The sequence below is a fragment of the Petrimonas sulfuriphila genome (assembly GCA_038561985.1).
Taxonomy (GTDB): domain Bacteria; phylum Bacteroidota; class Bacteroidia; order Bacteroidales; family Dysgonomonadaceae; genus Petrimonas; species Petrimonas sulfuriphila.
The window spans coordinates 1,720,538-1,737,320 of the sequence record CP073276.1 but is presented as its reverse complement, the minus strand read 5'-3'; the positions used below and the strand labels follow the sequence as shown (position 1 = coordinate 1,737,320).

At 45.7% G+C, this 16,783-nt stretch carries 14 protein-coding genes; 6 read left to right on the top strand and 8 right to left on the bottom strand.

Annotation, left to right across the window (positions count from 1 at the left end; genetic code table 11):
* Positions 1 to 7: 7 nt before the first annotated feature.
* Together KCV26_07185 and KCV26_07180 are read right to left on the bottom strand one after the other, a co-directional pair.
* Positions 8 to 3,124 (bottom strand): TonB-dependent receptor, encoded by a 3,117-nt coding sequence (locus KCV26_07185; GenBank protein ID WZX38146.1) that lies wholly within the window; start codon positions 3,122 to 3,124, stop codon positions 8 to 10.
* 25 nt (positions 3,125 to 3,149) lie between these two features.
* A complete protein-coding gene (locus KCV26_07180; protein WZX38343.1) occupies positions 3,150 to 4,646 on the bottom strand; it encodes an IPT/TIG domain-containing protein in 1,497 nt (498 codons plus the stop codon).
* Between the two features lie 552 nt (positions 4,647 to 5,198).
* Here KCV26_07180 and KCV26_07175 point away from each other — a divergent pair.
* The 4 genes from KCV26_07175 (at position 5,199) to KCV26_07160 (ending at position 8,028) form a co-directional block, all read left to right on the top strand.
* A complete protein-coding gene (locus KCV26_07175) occupies positions 5,199 to 5,546 on the top strand; it encodes a helix-turn-helix domain-containing protein (protein ID WZX38145.1) in 348 nt (115 codons plus the stop codon).
* Between the two features lie 686 nt (positions 5,547 to 6,232).
* On the top strand, positions 6,233 to 6,565 hold the full coding sequence (locus KCV26_07170) for a hypothetical protein (protein WZX38144.1): 333 nt from the start codon (positions 6,233 to 6,235) through the stop codon (positions 6,563 to 6,565).
* On the top strand, positions 6,549 to 7,646 hold the full coding sequence (locus KCV26_07165; protein WZX38143.1) for a HigA family addiction module antidote protein: 1,098 nt from the start codon (positions 6,549 to 6,551) through the stop codon (positions 7,644 to 7,646). The genes KCV26_07170 and KCV26_07165 overlap by 17 nt, the downstream gene beginning before the upstream one ends.
* 139 nt (positions 7,647 to 7,785) lie before the next feature.
* On the top strand, positions 7,786 to 8,028 hold the full coding sequence (locus tag KCV26_07160; protein ID WZX38142.1) for a hypothetical protein: 243 nt from the start codon (positions 7,786 to 7,788) through the stop codon (positions 8,026 to 8,028).
* A gap of 12 nt (positions 8,029 to 8,040) precedes the next feature.
* Here the strand turns inward: KCV26_07160 and KCV26_07155 are convergent, their stop codons facing one another.
* The 4 genes from KCV26_07155 to KCV26_07140 all read right to left on the bottom strand — a co-directional run bounded on the left by KCV26_07155 (position 8,041) and on the right by KCV26_07140 (position 12,425).
* On the bottom strand, positions 8,041 to 9,336 hold the full coding sequence (locus KCV26_07155) for an ATP-binding protein (protein WZX38141.1): 1,296 nt from the start codon (positions 9,334 to 9,336) through the stop codon (positions 8,041 to 8,043).
* 117 nt (positions 9,337 to 9,453) lie between these two features.
* Positions 9,454 to 10,836 carry a transglycosylase SLT domain-containing protein gene (locus tag KCV26_07150; GenBank protein WZX38140.1) on the bottom strand — a complete coding sequence of 461 codons (1,383 nt, stop codon included), beginning with the start codon at positions 10,834 to 10,836 and terminating at the stop codon, positions 9,454 to 9,456.
* A 23-nt stretch (positions 10,837 to 10,859) separates the two neighbouring features.
* A complete protein-coding gene (locus KCV26_07145; protein WZX38139.1) occupies positions 10,860 to 11,795 on the bottom strand; it encodes a calcium/sodium antiporter in 936 nt (311 codons plus the stop codon).
* 111 nt (positions 11,796 to 11,906) lie between these two features.
* Positions 11,907 to 12,425 (bottom strand): RNA polymerase sigma factor, encoded by a 519-nt coding sequence (locus KCV26_07140; protein WZX38138.1) that lies wholly within the window; start codon positions 12,423 to 12,425, stop codon positions 11,907 to 11,909.
* Positions 12,426 to 12,779: 354 nt separating this feature from the next.
* Between KCV26_07140 and htpG the strand changes: the two genes are divergently transcribed.
* On the top strand, positions 12,780 to 14,669 hold the full coding sequence (gene htpG / locus KCV26_07135; GenBank protein WZX38137.1) for a molecular chaperone HtpG: 1,890 nt from the start codon (positions 12,780 to 12,782) through the stop codon (positions 14,667 to 14,669).
* Between the two features lie 31 nt (positions 14,670 to 14,700).
* Here htpG and KCV26_07130 read toward each other — a convergent pair whose 3' ends face one another.
* A complete protein-coding gene (locus KCV26_07130) occupies positions 14,701 to 15,264 on the bottom strand; it encodes a hypothetical protein (GenBank protein WZX38136.1) in 564 nt (187 codons plus the stop codon).
* Positions 15,265 to 15,414: 150 nt separating this feature from the next.
* Between KCV26_07130 and coaA the strand changes: the two genes are divergently transcribed.
* Positions 15,415 to 16,368, top strand: a complete 954-nt coding sequence (gene coaA / locus KCV26_07125; GenBank protein ID WZX38135.1) for a type I pantothenate kinase — start codon at positions 15,415 to 15,417, stop codon at positions 16,366 to 16,368.
* Positions 16,369 to 16,386: 18 nt separating this feature from the next.
* Here coaA and KCV26_07120 read toward each other — a convergent pair whose 3' ends face one another.
* Positions 16,387 to 16,782 carry an HIT family protein gene (locus KCV26_07120; protein WZX38134.1) on the bottom strand — a complete coding sequence of 132 codons (396 nt, stop codon included), beginning with the start codon at positions 16,780 to 16,782 and terminating at the stop codon, positions 16,387 to 16,389.
* Between the last annotated feature and the right edge of the window lies 1 nt (position 16,783).

The window sequence follows — 16,783 nt, the reverse complement described above, 5'->3', positions numbered from 1 at the left end:
TTTCTATTTAAATATTGACTGTTAACCCGAATGTAATTGTTTTCCCCAACGGATACTTCATGCCGTTGGAACTTCCCATCTCCGGATCCCATAATTTGAATTTCGAAAATGTCAATAGGTTCTGCCCGATAATATGTATCCGCACCTTGTCCATATACATCCGGGTAGTCAATACCTTGGGCAGGGTGTATCCCATCTCCAGCGTCTTCAGCCGAACGTAGGAGCCGTCGCGCAACCAGTAGGTAGAGGCACGGTAGTTGTTGGCGTTGCCGCCATAGCTCAACCGGGGATACTCGGCATCGGGGTCTTCGTTGACACCCAGTATCCAGCGGTTGGAGTTGGCCATCTCTTCGAGGATGTTGCCCCACTCTCCGTTGACAAAAGGATAAACGGTAAACCCGTTGATGAAGAAGTGGGATTTGCCCGCCCCCTGGAAATGGAGGTTAAAGTCAAAACCCCTCCATGTGGCAGAAAGGCCGAGGCCGTAAATAAGGTTGGGCCGTGTGGTAGAGCCAATAGGTACAATATCATCGTTGTTGATGATGCCGTCTCCATTGATATCCTTATACTTGATGTCGCCGGGCATGACGTCCCTGGGATCACTGAAGTCCTGGCGGGGGCTGTTGCGGATATCTTCATAATCCTTGAACAGGCCCAGGGCGATCAAACCCTTTGCCTGATCCACACGATAGCCGGTGCGACGGAGGTAGGGATAACGGTTCACCATCTCATCGGCTTCGGTGATCTCGTTCTTGCTATAGGTGAAGTTGCCGCGGATCTGCAGCGCCACATCAGCCATTTTCTGATCCAGCTTGAAGTTCCCGTCGAACCCGTTGGTTTTCACACTGCCCACGTTGGCGGAGGGGTTTGCACCCTGGATACCCACCATGTCGGGCAGATAGGATCGGACCATATAGATGCCGTCCCGCTTTTCGTCGAAGTAGTCGACTGTCAGTCCAAACTTGTCTCCCCACAAGTAAAGGTCTACTCCCAGGTCGTGTTTTTTGGCAATCTCCCAAGTTACGTTGTTGGAGGATACCCGGGTATAGGTCAATCCCGGATACCCGAAAGCACTGTTCAGGTCGCCCCAGTTGTAATAAACATCCTGATCGCCTGCCGGTGTGTTCCTGCTGTAGTTTCCGAAATCGGCCAGGTAGGGAAAACGGGATGAGGAGTTATCGGTTCCCACTTCACCGTAAGAATACCGGATCTTGAGCATTCCCAGCCAATCGATACGGTCTTTCACAAACTGCTCCTCCGCGATGTTCCACGCGGCAGAATAAGCGGGGAAGAATCCGAACTGATGCCCTTTGGCAAAGTTCTCCGAACCGTTATACCCAAAATTGAAATTGAAGAGATAACGGTTTTTATACCCGTAAGAGAGATTCCCTGCCAATCCTTGATGACGGCGTGCGATGCCCTCCATGATATTACCTCCTATGCCGGAAGTATTCACGTAGTTATCGTGCGTGTACTTAAGCACACCGCCCACGTTGTGGTCATTGAAGTTTCTCCCGTAAGACATCTCTGCCTCAATGAACTCCTTCCTGTCGCCCGATGCAGAAGATCCCTGAGACATCAGCCGTTCCGGAACCAACCGGTTAAAGACAATTTCTCCGTCAGAGTCCCGTTGCCGTTCGGCTCTCCACATCTCCGGATTTTTTCTACGCTGAATGTAGTTGTAATTATAGGTATCATACCCGAATCGGCCTGAAAATTTCAACCCTTCGGTAATAAAATCCAGTTTCTGTTCTAACGTCACATTGGAATTGATGGTATTTTGCCATATCTCCGAGTATCCTGTCTGGGTAGCGGCAACCCACGGGTTGTATTTCCTCTCCCACGACTCAGCATCTTCGCCCTGCATGATCGGCACATATCCGTTGGAATACATCACCGGCATGGTAATGGGGTTATAGCCAAACACTGAATACCAGATGTCGTCAGTACTGATTGCCCCGGAACGATTCGATTTTTCCAGGGCCCCTCCGATACCTACCTGAATAAGGGTGGAGGTAGTCAGGTTCATATCCATGTTCAAACGATAGTTATAACGCTGATAATTGGCATTGGTATCGTATTCCTTCATCGTCCTATCCACATGGTACATGCCTCCCTCGTCGAGAAAGCTGCCGGAGAGATAATACCTTGCCTTGGCTCCCCCACCTTTCACACTGACTGAGGAACGATACATCGGAGCACCGTCTTTCAACAAAAGGTCCATCCAGTCCACATTGGGATAGATGTCCGGATCGAGCTGTTCACCGATCATCATCAACTCCTGATCGGTATAAACCGCTTTCTGATTACGAGTGGTACGGGCTTCGTTAGCCATGGAAGCATAGGTGAGCCCATCCACGAATTTGGGCGTACGGGTACGGGTAGTCCAAGTATATTCCGATTTGGCGTTCACCTCTACTTTTCCCTCCCCTCCTCTTTTTGTATTGATAAGAATAACCCCGTTAGCGCCGCGTGACCCGTAAATAGCGGTGGCGGAGGCATCCTTCAGCACCGAGAACGACTCTATATCCTCGATGTTGAGTTCATCCATGCTACGCTCAAACCCATCGACCAGGATAAGGGCACTGGAACTGCCCCCGAAGGTTGAAATACCGCGGATCCAGAATTCGGATGTGTTGGATCCCGGCTGGCCCGAACGTTGCATGGCCATCACTCCCGCCACGTTCCCGGCAAGAGCGTTAGTGAGGCTCGACACGGGTGTCCTCAGGGTTCCCACTTCTACGGTAGTGATAGCGCCTGTGACGGTCACTTTCTTCTGCGGGCCCATTCCGGTGATGGTCACTTCATCGAGGGCGGTCGCTTTTGATTCCTGCATCGTGATATCAAGTATCGTATCTTTATCCTTTACCAGGTGCTCCTGCGTTTCGTAACCGATGTATGAGAAAACAAGATATTGAAAAGGTTCAATCTTTATCTTGTAATTCCCGTCAATGTCGGAAGCTACTCCCAGTCCCGGTTTTTCTTTTACGATAACAGTAGCGCCGATTAACGGGACTCCTTCTGCATCGACAATGGTTCCGGTGACTTCCACACTCTTTCGTTGAGCAAAAATGCTCAATGCACAGATCATGGTACATATAGTGGATAGTATAAATTTCTTCATTTTTTTCATGTTTTATTCCTTTGGTTCATTCTACGGAGATGGTGCGTATCCGTTTGTTTTCGCGGTCGGCCACGTAAAAGATCTCCTCTTCCTCGTCGTAACAGATACCGGTAGGCTCCCGGAAACGAGCTGTCTCACGAGCATCGCCGTCGATCCAACCCCATACTTTCCCGTCAACCCCCACGCTTCCCCGTCCCGCAAACGTACTGACTTCGCCGTCAGGGGTTACTTTCCTGATGGCATTGTTATTATGATCGCACACATAAAAGTCATATACATCCTCCTTACCCTGTGCTTCGTACTCTTTATTCTTCACGAACACTCCCTGTCGCGGGCGACTGAACCGGGCTGAGCTTCCCGGAGCATCGACATACCCCCCTCCGCCGCCGATATCACCTACATGAAGTACGGATGAAACCAGTTCTTTTTTTGTTTTATCGTAAGCACAACGGTAAACACCATTGAATCCGGTCATGTACACATACAGATCATCGGGGTGCCGGAACATGAATACATGATCGCTGGAGTTGGCCCTGACGCTGAACAATGCTTTTCCGTCCCACATCCCGCTACTCTCGTCAAAGACCTGACGGGCTTTGTACACCTCGGACGATTGCCAGGTGTTGTAGAAGATGGATCCGTCGCTCATGGATACGGCTGAATAGGAGCATTGGGCGTACAAATAGGGATACACTTTACGGAATCCCTCGTTACGCAGCGAATAAAACATATTTGGCATCTGATGACGATCATTCCAATTTCCACGGCCGTTGTCATCCACGAAAAAGAGGGTATCTCTCGTCGGTGTGTCGAACAACATCGATTTTACCTGATGCACGCCTGCCTGTCCTTTCATGAAAACGGAAGAGACCTCTTTTGTCGTGAGGTTGATCTTCCGCAGGGCTGCCAGGTTCTCCTCATCGATACAATAGATGATTTTATTGCCCTCATCGTCAATGTCGAATTCAAGCCACCAGGGGTGTTGAAACTCGGCCTCCTCAAACGGTCCGTTGATGATGCTCGACGAGTTGGTTTGAGGGTCTACTTTCCCGGTCAGCGTATTCACCTGCAAGGCAGCTTGAAGTGTAAACAGATCTTCGAAGGTATGTTCCTTGATCATTTTTCCGTCCTGGCCCTTGATCCGGACCACCACATCGCCCCTACCGGACCGACGGGGTACCATCGCACAGATTTTTGTTCCCGATGAACCAATTACGGGGGCTGCTACACCACCAATGAATACTTCAATTTTCGATACATCCGTACCGAAGTTGCTTCCTTCAAAAAAGAGAAGCGTACGTACGGCTCCCTCCTTCGGAGAAAACCCGGAAAAGAGCACCGGCCTGGAAGGATCAGGGGGTGTCACACTTTTGGGCCCTTCGTACCCGCCTTGCTGGCTACATCCCGTAGCAGTAATGGCTACTGTCATGCATATGACTAACAACCATACAAAAAAATTAAATGATTCGGGCAACTCACATGCAGTGATTAACAGGAGTTTTTTAAAAATAATTTTTTTCATGAGTGTCTAATGATTTAATAATGGCCCATCAAATGTTAATTTAGCTGAATGACAACAGGCGAATGGGCTCAACGATGAGACAAGATTTATAAATCAGGGGCAAAATTAAAGGTTAATGATTTCTAAATAAAAGAATTGAAGTTGACATTTACTTTTAACCATTTGATTTTTACTGTCTTTGCAAAAGTGAGCTCTTGTTGATTACCGAAAGAGCGAAAAGCCGCCAGCGGACATAGTAATTTATCGCTCATTCAGCTTCTTAAATTCGTTCTCTCCGATGAGCATGGCAACATCGTTTAATGCAGATTTGTCCAAATAATATGCTGAATTAGCTTTAAATGAGTTTGCAGAATAAACTAGTTAGGCAAACTATCTATTTCGTTTATTTCATATGTTTCGTATATTTCGTTTATATTTGCAGTTACAACATTAAAAACTACAGTTATGGTAACGACAAATGAGATAAGAAGACCTAATAAACGTGATCGAAAATTAGCACAGGAGTCTTACACTTCTCTCATTTCCTCACTTGAACAGTTAAAATCGGACCAGATGGAAATTGAGATTGAAGAGACCGGGGAGAGAATTATTCTTCCTGTTAAAGCATTGAATTTATTAGGTGAAATACTAAAAGCAATGAGTCAGGGTAAGCCTATATCAATAGTACCTCTTGCAACAGAAGTGACAACGCAAAAAGCTGCGGAAATTCTGGGATGTTCAAGACCCTATCTCGTGAAATTACTGGAGGAGGGAAAAATTGAATATACAAAAGTAGGTAAACATCGTCGCATTAAATATGAGGATGTGATTGACTACAAAAAGAAAATGAAAGAAGAGCAAAAGAAACGGCTCATTGAGATGATGCATGTAGACGAAGATCTAGGGCGTTATGATTCATAGCGTTCGATTTACGGCAGTGCTGGATACCATGTGATTTAGGTTTGCCTATTATGATTTGTATACACCAAATGGAGTAATCATATTTTTGATGAATGGAAGGATGTGATGCATAGAAAAGGTGTTTAGCCAGAAGAATCAGAAAAACGAACAAGAAAAGTGACTTATGCTGATTACAATTGGCTACGATCGCATCCAGCGGCATAAGACGTATTATAGAAAGTTATAAAGAGTTCCCCAAAAGCCTTCATAAATCTGAAGAGGCCAAATACGGAACAACGAAATCAACGAGGGATTGTCGCCTGTTCGTTGTAAACAAACAATGTAGTCTATCAGGAAACTGATATAAGTTTTAATTCATTCGTACGCATTCGGTGATGTCCGTATTTGATTCTATGACTTCTTGGTTTATGAAAGTGGACTTTCAAGAACCTCCAAAACATTCGGAGTCGATGTGAAATTTTTAGGAGTTTCTCCTGGAGTGGTTACCAGGATGCAATTCGGCAAGATCCATGGTGTAGTCTACGTCGTAGTCGTTGAAGCATTTTTAGAAAAGGAAGTGGTTTTAAAAAATTGATAGTGAATACTTATTGCAAATTATGTTATATAGCATAAACAATATAAGGCGCCAAAATTACCAATTATTGGTAATTTATTATTACCTTTGCAGCATCAAGATATAGTCGACTATGATAAAAGTTTTTTTTGAAGATTATGATCTGGAAGAGTATGTGCTAGAAGGGAGGTCTAAAATTAAGCCATACAAGAATTACGCTAAAAATAAGAAGTTCACTTCGAGTTTACAAACAGTAATTGAAGTAATAAGATCTGTAAATAATGCATCTGAGCTTCCAAATTTTAGTTTTCTAAAATATGAGAAATTAAAACATGGATTAAGCGGTCTCTCAAGTGTTAGGATAATGAGTAATAGAGTAGAGAGACTTATTTTCAGAGAAACAGAAGAAGGAATAGTAATAACAATTTTAGAAATAGATAATACGCATTATGGAAACAAAAAATGAATTTATCCCGAAAACAGCTATTCTTCCTGGCAGCGTATTAAAGCTAGAGTTAGATGAAAGAGGAATATCGCAAAAGAATTTTGCTAATGAAATAGGAATGAAAACATCAAATCTCAATGAGTATATTCGTGGGAAAAGAAGTTTTACATCTGATTTTTCACTAAAACTTGAAGAAGCTTTGCAAATACCTGCAAATACCTGGATGAATTTGCAACAAAATTATGAACTTGCAATCGCACGTAAACGTAGATTAGATATTGATGAACAGGCTGCTTTGAATGAAATCGAGGAATATGATAAGATAATATCTACCAAGGATCTCCTAAAGAGACTAAACATTACAGCATTTAGTTATAGAAGCAAATTAGACCAATTAACTTCAAAATTAAATTTACCACCTGCAGCTGAATTGCAAGTATGCACTTCCCACTTACGTTGTTTTAAGAAATCAGCCAAATTAAAAACAGACCCAAGAATGGTTTTAAGTTGGACTATTTTAGCAAAGTCTGCTATAAAAGACGTACAAGTGGGCGGAGAGTTCAATATCTCTGATAAAGAATTAATTGTCAGAGAACTTAACTCCGTTCTTCATAAAAATGAAGACACCATTAATAAAGTTAGAGACATACTTTCCAATAGAGGTATAAGGTTTTCCATTGTAGATAAATTAGATTCCACTCCAATAGATGGATATTCTTTTTATCATGAAGGAACGCCCTGTATTGTGATTACTAAAAGAAGAGATAAGATTGACAATTTTGCTTTTGTTTTACTGCATGAAATAGGGCATATATTTCTTCATTTGTCTAAAAACCAAAGTAAGGAGTTTATAACTCTTGAAGAAAAGGAGAGAGTAGATAAATTGGAAAAAGAAGCAGATAAGTTTGCAAGTGATGGCTTGATTTCAGAAAAAATATGGAAGAATGCTCCTGCTGTGAAATTAGATCAATATCAAATTCAAAAAGTATTCACAGAGTGGGCTAATAGTAATAACTTAAACAAGTGGATTGTTTTAGGTAGAATTGGACATGAATTAAACTTCTGGAGATTCCGTGAAGATGGAACAAGAAGTATTAATTGAATAGACATTTGAACTTACATAAAGGCGACTGGAATTGCATATAATGTAAATGCAGTTTATTTTAAATGCAATTCATTTGCATGAAGGTATTGCCTGTTTTGTTAAAAATGTATACTTTTACGGAATAAACAGAGGTATCATGAGAAAGAAAAGCGCGCAATTCTTAACAATGTTAATCCTGGTGATGGGAGGAGTATGCTTTAGCGGATGTGACAAGGAGGGCGATATCACCTATCCAACGGTTGTACTGACACCGGAAAATGCGGAAGAAAGCGTGATAACCGGAACAATTGTGAGCGGCAGAATCACTCTAGCGGACGAAGCCACTTTTGTGAATGCACAGAAAGAAACGGTCTGGAAGAAACTGACCCGAAAAAAATAACCTCACCTATTGTCATATGCAAAATGCTGCATAGAGAGGAACAGATTTCACATCGTTCTCAAAACCAAAATTCTTTTTACTGATCCGAATAGCGTATGGCGAATGGTATCTCTTTGCAAAAAGTGATAGGCTTCGGGAACGGTTCAGGTATCCTTTTTTTACTTCTACCGGAACAACACCGTCATCATTTTGTAAAACAAAATCGATTTCTGCCTTGCCCTCGCTTTGCCAATAGAACAGATCAACCCCTTTGGCGGCCAATGCCTGTGCTACATAATTCTCGGCCATGGAACCGAGAAAAATATTATCCGCTTCAACAGGCGATAACAAGACCTGTAACGGTATCCTGGAGTGCAACGTGAGCATTCCGATATCGCCCATGTATAATTTGAAATTGGATAAGTCGGCATAAGCACTGACCGGTATAAACCCATGTTCCAACTTTTGACATTTGAGCACAATTCCCGCAAATTGAAGCCACTCTATCGATTCTCCGAAAATTGTGGCAGTGCCTCCGCGTTGTACAATCTTATATTGAAACTTGTTGTTCTCTTTTGCCAACTGCGCCGGAATGGAATTATAACAAGCCCTGATCTTGACACTTGTTGCCGCAGTGGCATATTTTGACATATCCGCAATGTACTGCTGAATGATACCGTTTTGGATCAATTGCACATCATGAAAACTTTGTGTATCAACAAACGAAGTCACCGCGGCTGGCATTCCTCCGACAATCATATATTGACGGTAATAATCCAACGCAACGGCATGAAGAGCTTCGGACATGGCCTCGTTACTTACGAAATGTTCTTCGATCTCTTTCGACAATAGTGCTCTGTCCATTGCCCATAAATATTCCTCGAAGTCAAGCGGAAACATGTTTATCTGCTGCACTTTACCCACCGGGAAAGAGTATTTATCGCGATTGAGGGCAATACCGAGCAGGGAGCCGGCAGCGATGATGTGATGCTCAGGCGCATCTTCGCAAAAATATTTCAACGAGGTGATCGCCCGCTCACTGACCTGTATCTCGTCAAAGAAAATCAACGTACTGCCTGCAACGACCTTGATTCCTTTGACGGCTTCGAGGTACTGCACAATTTTCCGGGGTGATATCTCGGTCTCAAGAAACAGGCAAAATTGTTCTTCGATCTCCAAATTGAGATAAAGTACATCCGAATAGTGTTCTCTTCCAAATTGATTGATGATATAAGTTTTACCAACCTGGCGTGCACCATTAACGATGAGCGGCATCCTTTTGGGATTGTTTTTCCAATCGGCCAGAGCTTTGCTTATTTTTCGTTTCATGAAATTATTTTTAGTCTTCAGCGTAAACTGGAAAATGAGACGGGTCACATGTAAAGACGAGTTGTTGTATTTTCGGTCAAAAATACAATAAAGTTCGGAAAAATCAAAATTTTATGATTATAATGAAGATAATGATTTATATGCCTGCCAGCGGCTGATCACGTCGCGCACGTAATTCACGGTTTCGTCGCCGCGAAAATAACCGGCTTTGCAAACCGGGTCGTTGTAATATTGCTCCAGCCGTTTTAACTGGATGAACCGCTCCACGTTCCCGTCCCACACGTTCTTGTCGGCAGCGTACTTCTCGGCCAGCGCACGGGCATCGGCGATGTGCCCGATCCCGCCGTTGTAGGACGCTAACGCCATCTTCACCTGCTCCGTCTCGTTTCCAACGGAGGAGAACGTATCGATCAGCATTTTCAGGTATTCGGCTCCCGCACGGATGTTCGTCTCGGGTATATACAGATCGTTTCCGGCTATACCCAAGGCTGCCGCCGTGGCCGGCATCAACCCCATCAACCCGCCGGCTCCGGCCCACGACTGGCCGTCGGGATCGAACGTGGACTCGTGGTACGACACGGAGGCCAGCAACCGCCAGTCCACGCCGTACTGCTTGCCGTACTGCTTGAAGTAGGCGTCCCACGGGGAAATTTGCCCGGGAGCCAGCATCGCGACAAAAGTAGATTGATTATCGGCATGGAAACCCTTGGCTTCCTCGAAATAACGCTTCGTCAGCCGCAGGTAATGGGGTGCCCGGTTGACCCTGCCGAACCAGGCAGTCAGCGAATCGGCAAGGACAGGGGTGTCTTTCCGGACTGCCCACGAGGTCCGCTGATCGAAACTGACCTTCAGCCCTACATCGATGTTCCGGAAGTAGGTATGGTTGAGCCGCGCCACATACTCGTCGGCAACGGTGTACCGGATCTCACCTCCCGATACCATGCGGATCAGGTCTTCCTCCACCAGCGTATCCCTGTCCGCATACCGGAGGCGTAGCCCGCCTCCCAGTTCCTGGTTCAGGTTGTTCATCCGCTGCTCGTACTTGGAACCGCGCAGCACATAGATATCCCTGCCAATCAGTTCCGTCACATCCTGTAATACGGTATCATCGCGTTCGGCACGTTGCACCACTACCTGGTGGGAAACCTCCGACAACCCACAATACAACACTGAGTCTTTCAATGCATTTTCTACCGGTACGCTGTAAGCAACCACGTCGCCGCTGTTGTTGAGAAGCAACTGAATAAGCGCCGAAGTATTTTGGGCCACTACAACCTGCAGTTCCAGCCCATGCTCATCGGCAAAACTTTTAATCATCTCGTAGTGATACCCCATCTCCTGGTCGCGGTAAATAAAATAGGAGGTGGAGGTGTTGAGCGTGATCACCCGGAGCGTATCCTTCGCGGCGATCTGCGGAAAATCATAGCCTGCTTCCTTGGACCTGTTGCAAGACAGGAGGAGCAGGATAAAGACAAATAAGATACGGCCGGGGTTGAACATATCCGTCAGTGATATTGAAACCGCTACAGCGTAGCAAACTTAATCAGGAAATAGACCAGGTAAACGCCCAGGAAAATAGTTCCCTGCCAGCGCCTTACGCGGGTACCTATCTTCATGAAAAACCACAGCAGCGCGCTGATGCCGACAACGAACAGGCTGTCCATAATGTTGATGTCTGGGGTCTCGATCGGATAAATAACGCCGGCAACACCCAAAATCAACAGGAGGTTGAAGATATTGGACCCCACCACGTTCCCGATAGCAATATCGGAACGTTTTTTCAGGGCGGCCACCACAGACGTGGCCAGTTCCGGCATGCTGGTGCCAACAGCAACAATGGTCAGCCCGATCAAGGCTTCCGACATACCTAATTTCTGGGCGATGATAATGGCATTGTCCACCAACAGGTTTGAACCGTAGACCAGTCCCGCAAACCCCAGTGCGATCAGCAGTACGTCTATCGCCCAATGTTTGAATTGTTTGATGACTTCGTCTCCCTCGCTGGCCCGGTTCTTGTTTTTCAGCGAAGTAACAAAAAGATAGGCCATGTAGGCCACAAAGAGGAACACGAAGAGAAAAGCTTCGACAGACGAAATCCTACCGTCGAGAAACAACACGAAGAACAGTACCGCTGTGAGTACCATAACCGGAGCGTCGAACTTCAACAGCTGCCTTTTAATGGCCAGCGGATAGATAAGCGCCGAAATGCCCAAAATGATTCCGACATTAAACAGGTTGGAACCCAGTACATTTCCAATCGACAAGGCGCTTTGCCCGTTCATCGCGGCTTTTACGCTAACCACCAGCTCGGGAGCGCTCGTCCCCATGGAAACAATGGTCAGCCCGATAATCAACGGGCTGACACCCAACCGGGCAGCAAAGGACGATGCACCTGACACGAGCCATTCAGCTCCGAAATAAAGTATGACGAGTGAAACCAATAACCAAACAACTTCCATTAACAACTAGTTTTATGAGTAAGGAGGGCACAAAGCCGTACAGGTACCTATAACAACAAAAAACCCCTATGGTTCAAATGGCCAAAGGGGTTTTTTTATAAGGGGTCCGTTTTATTCCGTATAGAACCGGAAATCCTTCAGCATCTCCTGCAAGCGTTTGCGGGCGAAAAAGATCCGGCTTTTAACCGTGCCGATGGGAAGCCCCAGGTGTTGCGCAATTTCTTCGTACTTATATCCGGAAACGTGCATGGAGAAGGGAACTTTGTATTCATCGGTGAAGCTGGCAATGGCCTTGTTGATCTCCTTGATGGTGTAGGCTCCGTCGGGAGTATTGAACCCGGAATCCTGTGGCAGGTTCAGGTGATACAAATTCTCTGTTTTGTCGATAATTGTCTGGCTTCTGACAATTTTGCGGTAGTTATTCACAAATATATTGTGCATGATGGTGAAAACCCATCCTTTAAAATTGACGTTCTCGTAATACTTTTCCCGGTTGTCCAAAACCCGGAGAGTTGTTTCCTGCAAAAGATCTTTTGCATCTTCCCGATCTGCTGTTAAAGTTAATGCGAAGTTAAACATATTATCCTGCAAGCCCAGCAATCTGTTTTCGAAAGAACTTTTTGACTTCATAGCTTTAATTTTTGATTGTGTTGTCTTTTGCAAATATAATAACATAATTTACTCCGTGAACATTTTTTTATTTCAAAAACAATTAATTAGTGTTAACAAATCAGCCCAAATCATTTTTCGATTTGTTATTCAGCACGTTACACATATTTCATGTGGGGATTTTCTCCACACATGATCGATAAATAATATTTATATCGTGATTTGGATAATCTAAAAACGCAATATTTCCAGCGGAACGGTGATTTTAGATCACGTCTAAATAAGCCGGATTAAGGCAGGTTAGCCGGCATTTTTATGGCATACTATTTGCAAATAATTTGAAAGATTAAAATTAACACCATATAGTATTATAGTATGATAAAAGAAGGACAAATTGGGGTAACAACCGGAAATATTTTCCCCATCATCAAGAAATTTCTTTACAGTGACCACGAAATTTTTCTTCGTGAAGTTATCTCCAACGCAGTGGATGCTACGCAAAAGCTGAAAACATTGTCGGATGTAGGAGAATTCAAAGGTGACCCGGGCGATTTATCCGTCAGGGTAGTTATCGATAAGGATACCAAAACGCTGACCATCTCCGATCGCGGGATCGGAATGACGGCTGACGAAGTGGACAAGTACATCAACCAGATAGCGCTTTCCTCGGCCAACGATTTCCTCGATCAGTACAAGGACAATGCCAATGCCATTATCGGGCATTTCGGGCTGGGTTTTTATTCCTCGTTCATGGTGTCTAAGAAGGTGGAGATCGTCACCAAATCCTACAAGGAGGAACCTGCGGTGAAATGGTCGTGCGAAGGCGATCCGGCCTACAAGATGGAGGAGGCGGACAAAACCGGCCGCGGCACGGACATTATACTCTACATTGACGAAGAGAACGAGGCGTTCCTGGAAAAGAGCAAGATTGAATCGTTGCTGGACAAGTACTGTAAGTTTTTACCGGTTCCTATCGTTTTTGGGAAGAAACAGGAGTGGAAAGACGGAAAGTACGTGGATACCGAAGAAGATAACGTTATCAACGATGTGAATCCGCTCTGGAAACAAAAACCTGTTGGGTTAAAAGACGAGGATTACCGCGATTTTTACCGCAAGCTCTATCCGATGAGCATGGACGAACCGCTCTTCTGGATCCACCTGAACGTGGATTATCCGTTTAACCTCACGGGAATCCTTTATTTCCCGAAGGTCAAAAACAACATAGAGTTGCAACGGAACAAGATACAGCTATACAGCAACCAGGTTTTCGTGACCGATTCGGTGGAAGGGATTGTCCCCGAGTTTCTGACGTTGCTTCACGGTGTCCTCGACTCGCCCGATATCCCGCTCAACGTGTCGCGCTCATACCTGCAAAGCGATAACAACGTGAAGAAGATCTCGAACCACATCACCAAGAAGGTGGCCGACAAGCTGGAGGAGATTTTCAAAAAGGAACGTACGCAGCTCGAAGAGAAATGGGATAGCCTGAAAATTTTCGTTGAATACGGCATGCTTACCGAAGAGCGTTTTTACGACAGGGCTTCCAAGTTTGCACTGCTCAAGAACACCGACAACAAGTACTTCACGCTGGACGAGTACAAGGCCCTTACCGAAAGCAGCCAGACCGACAAGAACAGCACCCTGGTGTACCTGTATGCCAACAACAAGGAAGACCAGTACACCTTTATCGATGCCGCCAAAGGGAAAGGGTACGACGTGCTGATGATGGACGGGCAGCTGGATGTGCATTGGCTGGGACTTCTCGAACAGAAGCTGGAGAAAACCCGTTTCGTACGCGTTGACAGCGACACGGTGGAGCACATCATCGAGAAAGACGAAAAAACCTCCGTGGAATTGTCCGACAAGGAGAAGGAGAACCTGACGGAAGCCATCCAATCACTGCTTCCCAACATCGACAAGACAGAGTTCAACGTCGACTTCAAATCGCTGGGCGAAACCACACGGCCGGTTCAGATCACCCAAAACGAATTTTCACGAAGGATGAAGGAGATGTCGGCCATGCAGCCGGGGATGGCTTTCTACGGAGAGATGCCCGACATGTTCCAGGTAATTGTAAACATGGACCATCCGATTGCCAAACAACTTCTCGGTGAGGTCAAAGATAAATCGAAGGAAGAGACAACGGCATTTGCGTCGGAAAACGCCAGACTGAAACAGGTTATCGACCTGGCGCTGCTCTCCAACGGGATGCTCAGGGGGGAAGCCTTGAGCAACTTCATCAAAAGAAGCGTGGAGCTTCTGTAATCACAAAAACAACGCAGGGGGGAAAGGATTATTATCTTTTTCCCCTCTTATTGTTGTTTTTATTCATCTTCCTGACCTGTTTTTCGAACCGTTTGTCCGCCTTTCCGCCTTTGGATTTCACTACACCCGTATCAAAAATATATCCCCCTCTTCCGGCAACCCGTGGATTTTTGGTTTTACCGTAGTCCCCAAATATACCGCCCCAATCGCGGTGCGATTTACCCAGGGTGTTCTTCATCCTGTGGAACGCGGCCGACCCGGGTTTGATGCCGTATCGTTTGGCCATCACTCCCCAGCCTTGTCCGTTGGAAACCCCTTCGCGGTAAATGCCAAAAACATCGGGCATCGGGATACCGAAGATCCCGCTCAATTCAAGGCCCAAAGCCACATTCCCCCAATTGTTCCCAAAATCGCTGTAATACAGGTTCAGCGTGGACTCCGGAACACCGTAGTAATTGTTGTACAGGCCGGCGATTTCGGTGTTGCCGTAACGCCTTGTGTATTCGTTCATGTGGGTAACGAAAACATCGAAGTTCTGAGCAAACAGTGTTAGGGAGGCTACGGTTAATGCTAAGGTAAAGAAAAACTTTTTCATAATCATGTTTGGTTTTAGTTATAGGTTAAAGACAATTGAAACCGAATAAAGTTTAAACAGCACACAAAAAACTACATCCGGATTTTTTAGGCAAAAAAATGCCCGTAAAAGAAAACCGTCTTATCTTTGCAACGAGAAAATGGCATACTTATGATTTTTAAACCTTACGAAGTAACTTACTCGCCGTTCCGGAGCTTTACACGCCAGGAATGGAGCATGCTTGAAGACCACCCCGAATTCCCGATTGCGGGTATCGACCTGACACAGTTGCAGGCACTGAACGAACCGCTTACCGTGGAGGAAGTGGAAGAGATCTATATCCCGCTTATCCGGTTGCTGCAAATCCACATCACGCATTACCGGAACCTGCACCACGAACGGGAAGAGTTTTTCAGGAATTCGAGCCAGACCATTCCCTACATCATCGGCATAGCGGGAAGCGTGGCCGTGGGCAAAAGCACCACCGCCCGGGTGCTGCAGAAACTCCTGTCGATGCTCCCCGAAAAACCGAAAGTAGAGTTGATCACCACCGACGGGTTCCTATACCCGAACGCGGAACTTGAGAAGCGGGGGATTTTAAACAAAAAGGGATTCCCCGAAAGTTACGATGCTAAAAACCTCCTTGCTTTTCTGGCCGGGGTGAAGTCGGGAAGGGAAACGCTGGAGGCTCCCGTCTATTCGCACCTGTATTACGATATTATTCCCAACGAGATTCAGCAGATCGGTAAGCCTGATATCCTGATCGTGGAAGGCATCAACGTCTTGCAGGTATCTCTCAATAAGAAACCCCGAAGGCGGCTGTTCGTCTCCGATTTTTTTGATTTCTCCATTTATGTGGATGCGGCTGAAAAAGATATCCGGCAATGGTACCTCGAACGGTTCAAGACACTACAAAAAACAGCATTTACCAATCCCGAATCCTATTTTCATCAATATGCCTCGTACCGGGAAGAAGAGTTGATGAAGTTTGCCAACGAAGTGTGGGAGGAGATAAACCTGCCCAACCTGGAGCAAAACATTCTCCCCACCCGTTTCCGTGCCGACCTGATATTGGAAAAGAGCGAGCACCACTTCGTGAGGGGAGTAAGGATTAGGAAGATATAAGGCCGGCGGGGCGGGGAATCAGTTAATCCGGCTGCTTATTTTTTCGGCAATCTCCGCAAACTCTTCTTTCGAAAGCCGGATCCGCGGATTGGCCAGGCTCATGTCTCCCTCCTTCTGAATGGGGATCAGGTGTATGTGCGCATGCGGGACCTCCAGCCCGATAACCATCATCCCCACGCGGCTGCAAGGGATCACCGCCTGGATAGCTGCAGCCACTTTTTTGGCAAAAAGGGCCATCCCAGCCAACAGGCTGTCGTCCAGGTCAAAAATATAATCGATCTCCTGTTTCGGCACCACCAATGCATGCCCCTTCGCCATGGGATTGATATCCAGAAAAGCAAAAAAACGGTCGTCCTCGGCTATCTTGTATGAGGGAATCTCTCCCGCTATGATCCTGCTGAAAATAGTTGCCATA

What these genes read in the sequence shown, in the direction of transcription:
- KCV26_07185 (WZX38146.1), bottom strand. Translation starts at nt 3,124, where the DNA reads ATGAAGAAATTTATACTATCCACTATATGTACCATGATCTGTGCATTG.
- KCV26_07180 (WZX38343.1), bottom strand. Translation starts at nt 4,646, where the DNA reads ATGAAAAAAATTATTTTTAAAAAACTCCTGTTAATCACTGCATGTGAG.
- KCV26_07175 (WZX38145.1), top strand. Translation starts at nt 5,199, where the DNA reads ATGGAAATTGAGATTGAAGAGACCGGGGAGAGAATTATTCTTCCTGTT.
- KCV26_07170 (WZX38144.1), top strand. Translation starts at nt 6,233, where the DNA reads ATGATAAAAGTTTTTTTTGAAGATTATGATCTGGAAGAGTATGTGCTA.
- KCV26_07165 (WZX38143.1), top strand. Translation starts at nt 6,549, where the DNA reads ATGGAAACAAAAAATGAATTTATCCCGAAAACAGCTATTCTTCCTGGC.
- KCV26_07160 (WZX38142.1), top strand. Translation starts at nt 7,786, where the DNA reads ATGAGAAAGAAAAGCGCGCAATTCTTAACAATGTTAATCCTGGTGATG.
- KCV26_07155 (WZX38141.1), bottom strand. Translation starts at nt 9,336, where the DNA reads ATGAAACGAAAAATAAGCAAAGCTCTGGCCGATTGGAAAAACAATCCC.
- KCV26_07150 (WZX38140.1), bottom strand. Translation starts at nt 10,836, where the DNA reads ATGTTCAACCCCGGCCGTATCTTATTTGTCTTTATCCTGCTCCTCCTG.
- KCV26_07145 (WZX38139.1), bottom strand. Translation starts at nt 11,795, where the DNA reads ATGGAAGTTGTTTGGTTATTGGTTTCACTCGTCATACTTTATTTCGGA.
- KCV26_07140 (WZX38138.1), bottom strand. Translation starts at nt 12,425, where the DNA reads ATGAAGTCAAAAAGTTCTTTCGAAAACAGATTGCTGGGCTTGCAGGAT.
- htpG (WZX38137.1), top strand. Translation starts at nt 12,780, where the DNA reads ATGATAAAAGAAGGACAAATTGGGGTAACAACCGGAAATATTTTCCCC.
- KCV26_07130 (WZX38136.1), bottom strand. Translation starts at nt 15,264, where the DNA reads ATGAAAAAGTTTTTCTTTACCTTAGCATTAACCGTAGCCTCCCTAACA.
- coaA (WZX38135.1), top strand. Translation starts at nt 15,415, where the DNA reads ATGATTTTTAAACCTTACGAAGTAACTTACTCGCCGTTCCGGAGCTTT.
- KCV26_07120 (WZX38134.1), bottom strand. Translation starts at nt 16,782, where the DNA reads ATGGCAACTATTTTCAGCAGGATCATAGCGGGAGAGATTCCCTCATAC.